Annotated in this window: 12 protein-coding genes; 7 read left to right on the top strand and 5 right to left on the bottom strand. The window is 45.2% G+C overall.

Features of this window, described 5'->3' with window-relative positions; all coding sequences use genetic code 11:
- Nucleotides 1-110: 110 nt before the first annotated feature.
- A complete protein-coding gene (gene bepA / locus ABUE20_RS13120; protein WP_408620384.1) occupies nucleotides 111-1,604 on the bottom strand; it encodes a beta-barrel assembly-enhancing protease in 1,494 nt (497 codons plus the stop codon).
- Between the two features lie 186 nt (nucleotides 1,605-1,790).
- Between bepA and ABUE20_RS13115 the strand changes: the two genes are divergently transcribed.
- On the top strand, nucleotides 1,791-2,864 hold the full coding sequence (locus ABUE20_RS13115; protein ID WP_408620383.1) for an AI-2E family transporter: 1,074 nt from the start codon (nucleotides 1,791-1,793) through the stop codon (nucleotides 2,862-2,864).
- A 91-nt stretch (nucleotides 2,865-2,955) separates the two neighbouring features.
- On the opposite strand, the gene bcp is transcribed toward ABUE20_RS13115, so the two are convergent.
- Both bcp and ABUE20_RS13105 read right to left on the bottom strand, forming a co-directional pair.
- Complete coding sequence (gene bcp / locus ABUE20_RS13110; RefSeq protein ID WP_408620406.1) at nucleotides 2,956-3,420, bottom strand: thioredoxin-dependent thiol peroxidase; 465 nt, start codon at nucleotides 3,418-3,420, stop codon at nucleotides 2,956-2,958.
- 17 nt (nucleotides 3,421-3,437) lie between these two features.
- On the bottom strand, nucleotides 3,438-3,956 hold the full coding sequence (locus ABUE20_RS13105; RefSeq protein WP_408620382.1) for a glycine cleavage system transcriptional repressor: 519 nt from the start codon (nucleotides 3,954-3,956) through the stop codon (nucleotides 3,438-3,440).
- A 294-nt stretch (nucleotides 3,957-4,250) separates the two neighbouring features.
- Here ABUE20_RS13105 and bamC point away from each other — a divergent pair, with 294 nt between their 5' ends.
- The 6 genes from bamC (at nucleotide 4,251) to ABUE20_RS13075 (ending at nucleotide 12,593) form a co-directional block, all read left to right on the top strand.
- Nucleotides 4,251-5,393: an NlpB/DapX family lipoprotein gene (gene bamC / locus ABUE20_RS13100; protein WP_408620381.1), complete on the top strand. Its 1,143-nt coding sequence runs from the start codon at nucleotides 4,251-4,253 to the stop codon at nucleotides 5,391-5,393.
- 63 nt (nucleotides 5,394-5,456) lie between these two features.
- Nucleotides 5,457-7,205, top strand: a complete 1,749-nt coding sequence (gene recJ / locus ABUE20_RS13095) for a single-stranded-DNA-specific exonuclease RecJ (protein ID WP_408620405.1) — start codon at nucleotides 5,457-5,459, stop codon at nucleotides 7,203-7,205.
- Between the two features lie 88 nt (nucleotides 7,206-7,293).
- A protein-coding gene (gene prfB, locus ABUE20_RS13090) for a peptide chain release factor 2 (RefSeq protein ID WP_408620380.1) occupies nucleotides 7,294-8,392 on the top strand; the annotation gives its coding sequence in 2 pieces (ribosomal slippage) (nucleotides 7,294-7,368 and nucleotides 7,370-8,392; 1,098 coding nt in all).
- Nucleotides 8,393-8,414: 22 nt separating this feature from the next.
- Entirely contained in the window at nucleotides 8,415-9,920 is a 1,506-nt protein-coding gene (gene lysS / locus ABUE20_RS13085) for a lysine--tRNA ligase (RefSeq protein ID WP_408620379.1), read from the top strand.
- Between the two features lie 89 nt (nucleotides 9,921-10,009).
- Nucleotides 10,010-12,061, top strand: a complete 2,052-nt coding sequence (locus tag ABUE20_RS13080) for a protein-disulfide reductase DsbD family protein (RefSeq protein ID WP_408620378.1) — start codon at nucleotides 10,010-10,012, stop codon at nucleotides 12,059-12,061.
- Between the two features lie 79 nt (nucleotides 12,062-12,140).
- Complete coding sequence (locus ABUE20_RS13075; RefSeq protein WP_408620377.1) at nucleotides 12,141-12,593, top strand: macro domain-containing protein; 453 nt, start codon at nucleotides 12,141-12,143, stop codon at nucleotides 12,591-12,593.
- A gap of 22 nt (nucleotides 12,594-12,615) precedes the next feature.
- Here the strand turns inward: ABUE20_RS13075 and ABUE20_RS13070 are convergent, their stop codons facing one another.
- Both ABUE20_RS13070 and ABUE20_RS13065 read right to left on the bottom strand, forming a co-directional pair.
- Nucleotides 12,616-13,794, bottom strand: coding sequence for a GGDEF domain-containing protein (locus ABUE20_RS13070; RefSeq protein WP_408620376.1), 1,179 nt, complete (start codon nucleotides 13,792-13,794; stop codon nucleotides 12,616-12,618).
- 199 nt (nucleotides 13,795-13,993) lie between these two features.
- Complete coding sequence (locus ABUE20_RS13065; RefSeq protein ID WP_408620375.1) at nucleotides 13,994-14,902, bottom strand: LysR substrate-binding domain-containing protein; 909 nt, start codon at nucleotides 14,900-14,902, stop codon at nucleotides 13,994-13,996.
- Nucleotides 14,903-14,981: the final 79 nt, after the last annotated feature.

The raw sequence follows: 14,981 nt of genomic DNA, 5'->3' as shown, positions 1-14,981 counted from the left end.
AATTCTCTTTTGTAAGTACAGTTGGTCAATATTATATTAGCCGTATTATCAGCTTAGTGATGAATTGGGATTTTTATAATTATGTTCATGCATTGTCGATAATACACCGATTAATTTTGTAACTTGTCCAGATCGGCCTGAGCCACTTTAAATTGTTCAATCCGGGCTTTAATTCGAGCCTCATCGAGGCGGTTATTATCCTGAAATGTGGCACTTTGAAGACGTTTAATCGCCAATTGATATTGTCCCCGCAAGGCAAAATATTCAGCTTGTGATTGTAAGGCTTTACCATCTAATTGTTGGCGCTGATAACTTTCGGTCAGCATCTGCCAAGCTAATATCTGATCAGGGTGGGTTCTTAAGTAATGATCGAGTAACTGGGCTTCTTTGGCATATTGTTTCGCCTGATCGTAAGCGACGGCTAGGTTGAGTATGACCACTGGATTATCCGGAAGTCGCTGACGGGTTGTATTGAGCAGTTTTATGGCCTGAGCAGTTTGATTCATTGCTAATAAAATATCGGATTGAGTATCTAAGAAAAACAAATTTTCAGGGTAACGATGCGCCAAATCCTCGATAATTTTTTGGGCCTCTTGATAATTTTTTTCTGCAAAAAGTGCCAGAGCTTCACCATAGAGAGCGGCATCACGCAGCACGTATTGCTGGGTTTGTAGCTGATGTTTAAATTCGGAGAGGGCTTGTTCGGCATCCATTGTTCCAAAACGAACTTGAATCCTCGATTTAGCCAATTGAAAATCTAAGTCCGGCGCAACATATTTATTGGGATATTGGCTGGCTCGCGCTTGAGCATCGGCAATTCGGTTGGCTGTTAACGGGTGATCGGCCAAAATTTCCGGTGGTTTCGTTGTATAACGGTATTTCGAGGCCAGACGACCAAAGAAAGTTGCCATGGCCGAAGGTTTAAAGCCGGAGCGAGCCAAAACCTGCATCCCGATCCGGTCCGCTTCCTCTTCATTTTGTCGGGTAAAATTAATTTTCCCCTGAATACTGGCTGCGATGGACGTTTGCATGGCCGCTATGCCGGCCGCTGGGTTGGCAATACTGAGTATGACTGAACCCAGAAGACCGGCAATAGTCAGATGGTTATTTTGGGCTGCGTTTTCAATGCTACGAGCAATATGGCGTTGAGTCACATGACTGATTTCATGGGCTAATACGGCTGCTAGTTCACTTTCGCTCTGGGCATATAAAAATAAGCCACTGTTGACTTTGACATAGCCTCCTAAAAAAGCGGCCGCATTAATAGTGGGATCGTTAACCAAGAAAAAATGAAAAGGAAAACGGACCCCATCGGCATTGGAGACTAATCGATAGCCTAATTGATTAATGAAATCTGTTAACACCGGATCATTGATGATTCCTCCGCTCGCTCGGCTCATTCGCATAAAGGCATCGCCATACTGACGCTCTTTGGCAATGGATAAAGCCTGCACACCTGCGGTTCCTAATTGGGGGAGGGCATCGTCAGCCGCCGCTGTGAAAGAAGGAAATCCTCCACATAAAAGTAATGGAAACAGGCTATAACATAACCAACGTCGAGAGAAAATGGCAAGACGGGTTTGGTTTTTATGACGAAAATTCAAAATGATCAGTCATCCTGTATTTGGCTGAGCTTTAAGTACCCCATAGTAACTAAAATCATTCACAGCGAACAATGGTTATTATGTATATCTTTGTTATAGTAGCCGAGCATAAAATGAAGAGCCTGAGTATTGTTTAAATGATTCTTTTGTTATTAGAAAACCGCAGAGGGGGCGCTTAACGCCTGTATGTTTAGCCTATTACAACGTTGGTACCAACGAAAATTTTCCGACCCAGAAGCTGTTGCATTAATTTTAATATTAATTGCAGGGTTTATTATTCTTTATTTCATCGGCCATTTGTTAACTCCACTATTAATAGCCATTGTACTGGCTTATTTATTGGATTGGCCTATTTCCCGGTTGGAACAGGTTGGTGTTGGTCGTCGGATTTCAACGGTGATTGTGCTAACGATATTTATAGCCGTGATGATTGTGGCTATGTTACGAATTGTTCCGACGGTCTGGACTCAAGGGGCTAATTTAATTGGTGAACTGCCGGTTATGTTTAGCAAAATGCAGGTTTGGATGGATTCTTTGCCACAACGTTACCCAGAGCTGATCGATCGCAGTTTGGTGGATACCGTGTCGGATGCAGTACAAAAACGGGTGCTTGGTATGGGGGAAAAAGTCCTACAGGCATCGCTCAGTTCATTAATTAATTTGGCGACGATTGCTATTTATTGTGTCTTAGTGCCACTTATGTTGTTTTTCTTATTAAGTGATAAGCAGAAATTAGTCTCGTCGATGACTCGATTTTTGCCGAAAAATCGAATACTGGTAGGCCAAGTTTGGCATGAAATGCATCAGCAAATTATTAACTACATCCGAGGCAAGGTCATCGAAATTATTGTGGTGGGCATCGTGAGCTATTTGGTCTTTATGCTAATGGGCTTGCGTTACTCGGCATTACTTGGTGTTTCGGTAGGACTATCGGTGTTAATTCCATATATTGGTGCCGTGCTGGTGACTATTCCCGTAGCAGTCGTTGCCCTTTTTCAATGGGGCCCAACGGCTAATTTTGGCTATTTGATGCTAGCTTATGCCATCGTTCAGGCGCTTGATGGTAATCTATTGGTGCCACTGCTATTTTCAGAAGCCGTTAATCTACATCCCTTGGCCATTATTATTGCAGTATTGCTCTTCGGAGGGCTGTGGGGATTTTGGGGCGTGTTCTTTGCCATCCCGCTGGCCACTTTGGTCAAAGCGGTGATCAATGCTTGGCCTAAGGATGAATTATCGCAATCAGATGGAGCTAGTTAGCTATCTATGATTTAGTTAATTCATCGTTAAAAGGCCGGTATTCGGCCTTTTGCTGTTATATCTATCTCGTTTCAGACGGTCGTGATGGTTCTTATGACTGTAAATAATTTAGAACGACTTCATGATGATCTTTGGTTTTAAATTTATCGAATACTTTTTCTATCGTTCCATTTTCATCGATGAGAAATGAAATTCGATGGATCCCATCATAAACTTTACCCATAAATTTTTTCTCTCCCCAGACTCCAAACGCTTCCGCAACCTGATGATCTTCGTCGGCCAGCAGCGTGAAATTAAGAGATTGTTTTTGGATGAAATTGGTGAGTCGTTTAGGGCTGTCTGGGCTGATCCCTAACACCGTGATCCCCAGTTGGTCGAGTTCTGTTTTACTGTCACGTAAGCCGCAAGCCTGCATGGTACATCCCGGAGTAGAAGCTTTTGGATAGAAGTAAACTAAGACTTTCGAACCTTGAAAATCACTCAGGCTCACATCCTGATCGTCTTGATTTTTTAACGTAAATGCGGGGGCTTTGGTTCCTGCTGTCAGTGGTGGCATCATGATTCCTTAGTGAACTATTGTGGATGGATGATAAGTTGAGCCGATTCAGTTCCCAGTTGCTGGCATAATGCATCAAACTGTTGTTGCATCTGATCGGTAGAGACGGAGTTATCCGGAACAAATGCAACCATCTCCAGTTCGAGAAATTGATGGTCTAGTTGTGAACGCAATGATGCTAGGGATAACCCTTGATCGGAAATAAATTGGGTGAATTGCCGAATAATCCCAGCACTGTCAGGAACTCTTATTTTCAGATTGGCCCGAGCATGGTAATGACGTTGTTCATGTTGGGTGGTGCGTTTGACCACGGTGATTAAATCCAGCTCTTGGCTTTTTAAGGGCAATGTCGTTTCTATTCGGGTGATGGCATTCCAGTTGCCTGACAATAACATGATCAGGGTAAATTCAGAGCCGTAAAGCGCCAGACGGCTATCGACAATGTTGCAACCGCAATCACTGACATGACGGGTAATTTTATTGACAATATCCGGACGGTCTTGGCCTACAGCGGTAATGACAAGATGGTGCACCATGTCCTTATTCACTCATAAATTGATCTTGGATTGAGGATACTCGGAAGGCTTTTGAATTTCCAGTTTAGGGGCGGTTGAACTTTAAGGGCAGATTTTGTTCAAATGAAGGAATCTATACGTGTCGTTTCGGTTGATTGCCATCGTGATAAGGGGTGAATGTATTTCGAAAGACAGCTGCCGAATCGTTGACCTTGTGTTTAGGGCAGTGGGTCAGTAGACTACAGCGCACAGATTAAGCTTTCCCGGTATCGGCGATAACGTTGGTATCATTTTATAATAATAGCGGAGAAGCCGTTGATTTTTTCATCTCGATTGCGGTTGTTGGCAGCCAGTGGCATTTCAGTGCTGTGGTTGTCTGCCTGTTCATCCAGCAGTGACTCAGGACGGGCCTTACATGATTTTGATTATTTAAAGGTTAAGCCTTCATCAGCATTGATCATTCCCGATACGCTTCAGGCTCCGGCTCATCACTCTGATTTTGATATTCCGGCTCTTGGAAAAGACTATTCGTATACGAATTATGTCGGCGAACAGGTTGATGTTCAGCCGCCGGAACAGTTGATTGCACTGGTTCCTGGTGAATTGAGTTATCAGGATAACGGAGATCCGGAATTCTGGTTGGATGTGCCGCATGCGCAATCTGCTGAAGCGACACATCAATGGGTTATGAGTTTAATCCGTGGTTATCTGGCGGCTCAGAAAACCCGTATCACGCAGATCAATGCTCAGCAGACTGAATTGCAGGCAGACTGGGTATCGGATCATTGGCATTTAGATGGTGGTTTGTTCAGTAGTGATGATGTTTATTATCGTCGGCATTTTAAATATCGGATCGCCGTTTCGCCCAATGGTCGTAGTGCGATGATTGCTCCGGTTTTGCTGGGTTATGAACAAAAGCCAGCCGGACCGGCCACGCGTCAGGATTTACGTAACCAACGTCAGGAAGTGCTGGAAATTAATCGTTTTGTTGCTTATGTTCACGATCAGCAGCAAAAATTGCAGGCTCAAGTTCAGAAGCAAGCAACGCATCCTTCATCAGTGGCATCTGAATCAGCGGCAATTGAACCCATTCAGTTGACTTTTGCATCAGATGGAACATCAGCATTGATCGCTCACGCATCGTTGCACCCAACACTGAAAGCTTTAGGGAAGGCTTTACCGTTATTGGGCTTTAAAGTGACTGCGTATTCTGTTCAGTCCGGTGAATTAAAAGTGGATTATGACAGTGGGAAACGAGGTGATTTAAAAGCTTATGGCGTGACACCGGTTGAATTAGCCGATGGTAATTATACGCTGACGATTGGGAGTTCGGATGGCCTGACTCAGATCACGTTAAGTGATGATGATGGGGTTTTATCGTTGGATCGGCTGCATAAATTATATCCGGCATTGTCGAAGCTATTTGCGCATGGATTCCCGGCTCCTGCCACCAAATAATGTATGAATTGATATTCCAAGGTCAAGATGGCTGTCTTTAAGACAGCCATCTTGTTTTAATAAATTATGACGACGATTCGTTTAATTCGGCGTAATCATGCCGATACCTCTGGTTTTTCTGACCAGATCCATCCACTGATCCAACAGATTTATGCCCGGCGGGGAATTCACTCGGAACAGCAATTGAACCGAAGTGTGAAGGCGTTGACGAGTTGGGAACAACTCAATGGAATGTCTCGTGCCGTTGAGCTGCTCCTGAGCTACCGGTTAAAAACAATCTTGATCGTCGGTGATTTCGACTGTGATGGGGCCACCAGTAGTGCCTTGATGCTCCGTGGGTTGCGGGCCCTGGGGTTTCATGACGTTCACTTCCTTGTGCCAAACCGTTTTGAATACGGTTATGGTTTATCACCGGAAATAGCCGATTTAGCTTGTGAGCAAGGTGCTGAACTTATCGTTACGGTTGATAACGGAATTTCAAGCATTGGTGGGGTTGAGCACGCTCATCAACGTGGGGTTCCAGTGATTATCACCGATCACCACTTACCCGGGGCACAATTGCCTGCGGCTGAGGCGATCGTTAATCCGAATTTGACGGATTGTGATTTCCCCAGTAAAAGTCTGGCCGGCGTCGGGGTTGCATTTTATTTGCTATTGGCCATTCGCGCGAAAATGCGTGAGCAGAATTTGTTTTCAGCATTAAATATCAGCATGCCTAACTTGGCGGATCATTTAGATTTAGTGGCACTTGGAACCGTGGCTGATGTGGTGCGTCTTGATCAGAATAACCGGATTTTGGTGTATCAGGGGCTGGCTCGAATTCGAGCGGGTAAATGCTGTGTGGGGATCCAGGCTTTGATTGAAGTCTCCCGGCGTCAACAGTCATCATTGGTTGCCAGTGATTTAGGCTTTGCTCTCGGACCACGCTTAAACGCGGTGGGTCGATTGGACGATATGAGCCTTGGAATTGAATGTTTGCTTTGTGACGATCTTCAGCAAGCACGGCGAATGGCCAGTGAGATGGATGGCCTCAACCGAGAACGAAAATCGATAGAGATCAGTATGCAGCAGGAGGCTGAAGCGAGCGTCGCGAAGTTATCCCTGAATGAGCAGCAACTGCCGAGTGCGCTAGCCTTGTTCCGAGAAGATTGGCATCAAGGTGTGGTTGGGCTTGTGGCGTCACGGATCAAAGAAAAATACTACCGGCCAGTGTTTGCTTTTGCTAAAGCGGATGAACAGACCTTAAAAGGTTCCGGACGCTCGGTTGCCGGTGTGCATATGCGAGATTTGCTGGAGCGGATTGATACCCAAAATCCGGGGTTGATCGATAAGTTCGGTGGGCATGCCATGGCTGCCGGTTTATCGCTCCCTCAACAGAACTTTACAAAATTTGTGGAGCAGTTAGAGCGGGTTGCCACGGAATTTGTCGAACCGGAGCATCTGAATTATCAGCTCTTTTCTGATGGTGAACTCCCCTCTGAGCTGATGACTCTGGAATTTGCCGAATTATTACAACAGGCCGGTCCTTGGGGACAGGGATTTGAAGAGCCGGTATTTGATGGGGAATTTTTCTTACTCGGGCAGAAAATTGTTGGAGAGAATCACTTGAAGATGACCCTGCAAAGTGTGGGGGGCAATACGGTAGTTGATGCCATTGCGTTCAATATTGATCGGAGTCTTTGGCCGGATTTTCAGTGTCGGCAGATCCATGTGGCCTATAAATTAGAGATTAATGAATATCGTGGCCAACGATCCGTGCAATTGCTGGTGGAATGGTTGGAAAAGATCCCTAAAGCCGGTCAAAAAGCCTAGATTTGCCTAGATTTCGCTATGTCTATTTTCAGTGCAATTGGGTAAAATTACGTTTTTTCGAAATCAGAGACGACAGGTGTAAGCAATCATGTTTGAAGTCAATGCAATTCATCACACCCTGGCCGACATTAAAGAGCGCGGAGATGTGCTTCGGGGGTATCTTTGACTACGATACCCGCTTAGAACGGTTAGAGGAAGTCACCCGGGAATTGGAACAACCTGATATCTGGAATGATCCAGAACGGGCGCAGGCTTTAGGTAAAGAACGCTCTTCATTAGAAGAGATCGTCGGGACTATCGATGCGCTGGATCAGGGGATCGAAGATGTGGAAGGTTTAATCGAGCTGGCCGTTGAAGCCGATGATGAAGAAACTTTCCATGAGGCTGAAGCCGAAGCCGATGAGCTGGTTAGAAAGCTTGAAAAACTAGAGTTTCACCGGATGTTTTCGGGTGAAATGGACAAAAGTGATTGTTACATCGATATTCAATCGGGTTCGGGTGGTACTGAAGCTCAGGATTGGGCCAGTATGTTATTGCGGATGTATCTGCGTTGGTGTGAAGCCCATAACTTTAAAACAGAGATCATAGAACAATCTGATGGTGAAGTCGCCGGTATTAAAGGGGCGACGATTCGGGTTGGGGGCGAATATGCCTATGGGTGGCTACGGACCGAAACTGGGGTCCATCGGCTGGTTCGCAAATCACCATTTGATTCCGGTGGCCGTCGTCACACTTCGTTTGCTTCCGCTTTTGTTTATCCGGAAATTGATGACAGCATTGAAGTGGATATTAATCCAGTTGATCTGCGTATTGATGTGTACCGAGCTTCTGGGGCCGGTGGTCAGCATGTCAACCGGACTGAATCCGCAGTTCGAATTACCCATTTACCGACCAACACGGTTGTACAGTGTCAAAATGACCGATCTCAGCATAAAAACAAAGATCAGGCCATGAAGCAGTTAAAAGCGAAGTTATATGAGCTGGAACTGCAGAAAAAAAATGCTGAAAAACAAGCGAAAGAAGAATCGAAATCGGATATTGGATGGGGGAGTCAAATCCGCTCCTACGTGCTTGATGATTCGAGAATTAAGGACCTGCGTACCGGTGTAGAAAATCGGAATACACAAGCGGTACTCGACGGGGATTTAGATAAATTTATTGAAGCCAGCCTCAAATCAGGGCTGTAAATATAAAAACAGGGTTAGATAAATGACTGAACAGGTACATGACGAGAACAAGCTGATTGCTGAACGGCGGGCTAAATTGGATAACCTGAGAAAACTGGGTAAATCCAATGGCCATCCGAATGATTTCCGCCGTGATAGTCTTGCTGCACAGTTGCAGCAAGCGCATGGAGAAAAGAGCAAGGAAGAGCTGGAAGAGCTCAAGCTGGTCGTCAGCATTGCAGGACGAGTCATGGCTAAGCGTGGACCTTTTATTGTGGTCCAGGATAGTTCAGATCAGATCCAGGCATATGCCTCTAAAGAGACGCAAAAAGCGCTGAAAGAGTTAGGGGGACTGGATATCGGTGACATTATCGGTATTACCGGTGAATTGCATAAGTCGGGTCGTGGCGCGTTGTACGTCATGATGGATGAATTCAAATTGTTGACGAAAGCACTGCGTCCTTTACCTGAAAAATTTCATGGTTTGGCCGATCAGGAACAACGTTATCGCCAGCGCTATGTGGATTTAATCGTCAACGAAGAATCCCGGAATACGTTTAAAATTCGTTCTCAAATTCTGGCAGCCGTACGTCAGTTTATGGCTGCGAATGGCTTTATGGAAGTGGAAACACCCATGATGCAGGCGATTCCAGGTGGCGCAAGTGCTCGTCCGTTTATTACTCATCACAATGCGCTGGATATTGATATGTATCTGCGTATTGCGCCTGAGTTATATCTCAAACGATTAGTGGTCGGTGGGTTTGAACGGGTCTTTGAACTGAACCGTAATTTCCGTAACGAAGGGTTGTCACCTCGGCATAATCCAGAATTCACGATGATGGAATTCTACATGGCGTATGCGGACTATCGTGACCTGATCAATCTGACCGAATCAATGCTGAAACAAATTACGCAGCAGGTTCTGGGAACTAGCGTGGTTCAATACGGTGAATATGAATTCGACTTCGGGAGTAACTATGCACGGTTGTCGATGCTGAATTCAGTCAAACAGTTTAACCCGGACAACGCTGCAATTCAGGCGCTGGATAACGATAAAATCCAAGATAAAGCCATCATGGAACCTATTGCTAAAGCAATGGGCATTCAGGTTGAAGGCTACTGGGGACCCGGTAAATGCCTGACCGAAATCTTCGAAGAAACGGTTGAACACCAGCTGATCCAACCCACATTCATCACTGAATATCCAGCGGAAGTTTCGCCATTGGCTCGTCGTAACGATGAAAATCCGTTTATTACGGATCGTTTCGAGTTCTTCGTTGGGGGCCGTGAAATTGCGAACGGTTTCTCAGAGCTCAACGATGCCGAAGATCAGGCTGAACGTTTTCAGGCTCAGGTTGCTGCGAAAGATTCCGGTGATGATGAAGCGATGTTCTATGATGCCGATTACATCACGGCTCTGGAACATGGTTTGCCACCCACAGCAGGTCAGGGAATTGGGATTGACCGGCTGGTTATGTTGCTGACTAACAGCCACACGATTCGTGATGTTTTATTATTCCCTGCTATGCGTCCTCAGCATCAGGAATAAAATCTTAGGCTTGCAATTTAGCCGGGGTCATTGAAAAATGGCTCCGGCTTTTTTATGAATGTCGTCAATACGGCAGGTGGGTAGAGGGCGTGCTTAAAATCTGGTTCCGATGGTTATTTGCCCTTGCTGTCTTTGGCGCATGGCCGGTTTATGGTTGGGCGATGACCACTGGCTGGTTGAGTGATGCTCAGCATCCGGAAGCTCAGGTTCGATTATCGATTTTAGCTCCGGCGAATGATCAAGATGTCAATTTACCGGCTTTACTGGAAGTCCGTCTAGCTCCGCAATGGAAAACGTATTGGCGAACACCCGGAGAAGCGGGGGCTGCTCCTGAGATCGTGCTTAAAGATAGCCGAAATGTTCAATCTGTACAATGGTTTTGGCCTCTGCCACAGCGAACGGTCGCACTAGGGATTGAAACACTGGGGTATCAATCATTTGTTGCGTTTCCTCTCCAGATTAATATTTCCGATTTACAGCAAGCTGCGATCTTGCACGGCCAGTTGTTCCTCTCGGTTTGCCATCAACTGTGTATTCAGATGGATTTCCCCTTAGACCTGCGGTTTACTCCTTCGCAACTGTTTACACCACCTGATTTAGAACGGCGCTATCAACAGGCTTTAGTTCAGGTTCCGCGTTCTGATCCGGCTGAATTCCATATTGATTCAGTTAGTTATAGTGAACAAAAACAGCAAATTACAGTGTTTGCCACCTCGGTTTTAGGTTGGAATCTGCATCCGCAGATGTTCATCGAGCAGATTGGTCATACCTTCAATACAGCATTGGTGACTCATCGAGTGCAGGGCAATCAGTTGCAAGCCATTTTTGCGCTTAGACGGGGTGATCCCGGATGGCAACAACGAGCCTTAGATATTACGTTATCGAATGGATATGGATCTGGGCAATTTCAGGTTCATTCTATGGTGCCTTCTCCATCCGCGGCTACGCATATGGGATGGATTTTTTTATGTGCATTGCTAGGTGGGTTGATCCTCAATGTCATGCCCTGTGTTTTGCCGGTCTTGGGAATTAAATTGGCCAGTGTTTTATTGGTACAAGGCCAGCAACGGCGTGCGGTGCGGTATCAGTTTTTGGCATCTGCGGCCGGTATTTTCATCAGTTTTTGGGCCATTGCGGGCGGGTTACTCATAACCCGGGAATATAGCTCGGTTCAGGGGTGGGGGATCCAGTTTCAAAGTCCTTGGTTTGTTGGCATCCTATTATTCTTATGTGGCTTATTTAGTCTGAATTTATTGGGGTTGTGGGAACTGCAGTTGCCCGCTCGTTGGCGTGATTTTTTAGCTAGCCGGGGGCAGCAACAGTACTGGGGCCATTTTTCTCAGGGTATTTTTGCCACACTTTTAGCCACGCCTTGTAGTGCCCCATTTTTGGTTACGGCGGTTACGGCCGCTATGCTGGCCAGTCCGTTGGGGCTTTGGGTTATTTTTACCGGTGTCGCGCTGGGGATGGCTCTTCCTTGGCTGTTCATCGCCACTTTCCCCGGATGTGTTCGTTATCTTCCTAAACCTGGTTTTTGGATGGTCGGATTGCGGAACTTGTTCGGGCTGATGATGGTTATGACCGCATTGTGGCTCGCCTCGGTATTGGACAGTTTCTTGCCGATAAAATGGGTTTGGGGGGGCATTGTATTCTGTCTATTTGTGATGGTGTTTCGGTTATTCAAACAGCACCGCTACCCGTTATTAGGAGGGCTGGTCGGAGTAGTGGCTGTGAGCGCATTGTTTGGCATTGGGGGAAGCTATGTTCTGAAAAATCAGATGAATAAAGAACAAATCCAATGGCAACCTTTTAGTGAGCAGCGTTTAACTCAGGCCTTGGCGGCTCATAAAACGGTTTTGGTTGATATCACCGCCGACTGGTGCATGACGTGTCAGGCCAATTATTTAAATGTATTTAGTCGTAAATCTGTGATCGATCAGTTACATCAGCATCAGGTGGTTCTGCTCAAAGGCGACTGGACACATTCAGATCCCCGAATCAATCGTTATCTAGCCCAATATCAACGTTATGGAGTACCTTATAATCGACTCTATTCGGCGAATGCTCCCAATGGAGTTGAATTGCCGGTCATTTTAACGGCCTCATCTTTTTTACGATATCTGGAACGAATTGCACCATAGTTGATTATATTTCAGCGTCATCGGTCGATAACTTCTATTATAGTTATAATGATTTTAAACTTAATTAAGGCATGGATTGATGAAAGTCGTTGATGGCGATTTAATTGAACTTGCTCTTGAAGGTAACTTTGACGTTATCGTTCATGGCAGTAATTGTTTCCATTCAATGGACGGCGGTATCGCATTGTCGATTCGACATGTGTTTCCGGAAGCTTATCAGGCCGATCAAGAAACTGCGTTTGGAGATCGTGAAAAACTGGGTACTTTAAGTACGGCAATCGTCACTCGGGGGGAAGTCTGCTTCACGGTTGTGAATGCATATACGCAGTTTGATTATCATGGTGAAGGGAATGCTGACTATGAGGCAGTACAGATGGTCTTTGCTGAAGTCCGTCAGCGTTATCATGGATTACGGATTGGTTATCCTCTGATTGGCGCTGGTTTAGGGGGCGGAAACTGGGTTTTGATTGAAAAAATTATTGATCAGGCTTTGGAAGGCGAAGATCATACCTTAGTTCGTTTTAACGGCTGAGCCGATTAAATTCTCCAATAGCTCACCAGAGCGTAATGGATTTGAATGAATCTGTGGCGACTGTGGTTTGATTCAGCTGAACCTGATTTCGGCCATTTTTTTTCGCCTGATAGAGCGCCGAATCGGCTGCGGCTAATGCTTGCCGAACCGCTTGGTGGGAAGGATTGCAAAACTGTGCAATCCCAATACTGACGGTTACCTGTAATGATTGATTTTCAAATGAGTGCAACGTATTTTCAATGATTTTTCGGATACGTTCAGCCCAGCTGATGGCATGGTTATGATCCTGTTCCGGAAATATCACTACAAATTCTTCCCCGCCATAGCGCATGGCTAAATCCTTTTCCCGGGTATGCTTTCGAATGAGTTCGGCGACTGATGATAGAATTTTATCGCCAGTTAAATGCCCGTATTGATCGTTGATTTGTTTAAAATGATCGATATCGATAATCGCTAGCGCATGGGTCGCTGTAGCTTTTTGGGTGTTGGTGAACTGGTCAATATATTCAATTAATCCATGCCGGTTTTGGAGACCGGTGACTTGATCAATACAAGCTGTTTTTGCTAATTGCAATTGCAACCACTGCGCGGTGAGCAATGGCATACAAATTGAAACTCCGATTAAATATAACAGTTCACTAGCCATTACCAGTAAGGTGGCATTGCTAAATGAAAAATAGACATAGGGCGTATGCTGAAAATGTGCCAGTAGTGAACGTAAAGAACCACAGATGATTAAAATCAGAAAGAGCCCTGCTAATAGTTTGCGACCGGTTTCCCGGGGATGACGTTGGTATAAACAGGCTACGATGCATCCTAAGAGCTGAATATCAGCAATGATATCAAAGATATGGCAACGAATAATAATAGATTGGTTAGTTGCAACGGCCACCGTCATGCTAAGGAGCATCAGCGTTGGAGCAATCAACCCCAAAAGTTTATAGCGTTTTATTAATAAAGGATGATAGCTGAGCAGTCCGAGTAACATGAAGGACAGACTCACCGAAACTAAGGTATTGCCCAGAATGACACTGATAGAAACCGGGATCCAGATTCGTCCAATTAACGCCAGAAAACCCAATGCAATCATCCATTGCGCCGTTAACCAATAAGGACACCCCGGGCAAAGATAACGATTATGAGTAAGTAAGCTTAAACAGATTGCCGCGATGAAAGCAGATGCCGTACATATAAGCATCATTGCCGTTAAATCAAGGGGTATCATTTATAATGTATCTACTAACGATTCAAATAACGAAGATCACTAAAATACTGATAATTATTATCAGTTAAATTTTCGGATAAGATAGCCGATTTGCCGTTCATATACCATGTTTATTTTGTTTATAAATTAATCTTGTTGTCATTAACTATTTGTTTTAATTGTTATTAAATGTACCTCATACAGGACGGATCCCTGGGTAAGTCGTTGTAATCTGACGCGTTAGATGAATAAAATCAGTCGTCCATTGTGGGATTTGTTTCTCACAGGCCAGATACATCGTGCACCATAAACCATCCCCTATCGTGAGTGCGGTTAACGCCATTGCTCGACCTAATTCTTCAATGACCCATCGAGGTAATGCCGCTATTGCATCAGATTGGCTGACTTGTTGCAGCATCATTAATGGATGTCGGGTCGAGCGAATTTGCGAGGGGGTGATCCCTGCGGGGAGCAAAAATTCACGAAATAAGTCAAGACGCTGCTCAGCCACTGGATAGGTAATGAGTTCATAATTGAGCAGATCGGGAGCTTGCACTGAGGTCGCTGACCGTGTCGCTAATGGATGATCAGGGCGGCAAACCAACACTGTTTCATAATGAAATAGGGGAGTGTACTGGATATGCGTACTGGGCAGCGGATCGGCGCTGAGCACCCAGTCCAATTGTTGCGCGGTAAGAGCTTGCAATGGATCAAAAGGGTGTTCGGTCATCAGTTCCAGAGAAATATTCGGCCAGCTTTGATTAAATTGTTTAATGACGGGGAGCAGCCACAAATAACAGCTGTGGCATTCCAAGGCCAGATTGATTTGGCTCGGAGGTAAAGATTGTTTGGATTTTAACTTATGCTGGGTCGTTTCAACTTCTGGAAGTATTTTTTGCGCTAGTTCTAAGAGGAGTAATCCTTCCCGCGTAAATTGAATGGGTTTGGTCTTGCGAATAAACAGTGGTTCGCCAATACGTTGTTCTAATTCTTTGAGTTGGTGTGAAAGTGCCGATTGGCTTAAATACAGCTTATCTGCTGCGGCACTGACGGAATCAGTTTGGTAGAGCGTTTGTAAGGTGTAGAGGTGTCGGATTTCAATCATTAATATCTCTCATGTTATATATGAAAAACTTGATTTTGAATCATCATAACAAACTGTCATAGTTATAGCCATCCAAACA

The organism is Celerinatantimonas marina, assembly GCF_046054165.1.
GTDB lineage: Bacteria > Pseudomonadota > Gammaproteobacteria > Enterobacterales > Celerinatantimonadaceae > Celerinatantimonas.
Note: the sequence above shows the minus strand (reverse complement) of the source record. Positions and strands in the feature narration are given on the sequence as shown.

What these genes read in the sequence shown, in the direction of transcription:
- ABUE20_RS13115 (WP_408620383.1), top strand. Translation starts at nt 1,791, where the DNA reads ATGTTTAGCCTATTACAACGTTGGTACCAACGAAAATTTTCCGACCCA.
- bcp (WP_408620406.1), bottom strand. Translation starts at nt 3,420, where the DNA reads ATGCCACCACTGACAGCAGGAACCAAAGCCCCCGCATTTACGTTAAAA.
- ABUE20_RS13065 (WP_408620375.1), bottom strand. Translation starts at nt 14,902, where the DNA reads ATGATTGAAATCCGACACCTCTACACCTTACAAACGCTCTACCAAACT.
- ABUE20_RS13075 (WP_408620377.1), top strand. Translation starts at nt 12,141, where the DNA reads ATGAAAGTCGTTGATGGCGATTTAATTGAACTTGCTCTTGAAGGTAAC.
- ABUE20_RS13105 (WP_408620382.1), bottom strand. Translation starts at nt 3,956, where the DNA reads ATGGTGCACCATCTTGTCATTACCGCTGTAGGCCAAGACCGTCCGGAT.
- ABUE20_RS13070 (WP_408620376.1), bottom strand. Translation starts at nt 13,794, where the DNA reads ATGATGCTTATATGTACGGCATCTGCTTTCATCGCGGCAATCTGTTTA.
- lysS (WP_408620379.1), top strand. Translation starts at nt 8,415, where the DNA reads ATGACTGAACAGGTACATGACGAGAACAAGCTGATTGCTGAACGGCGG.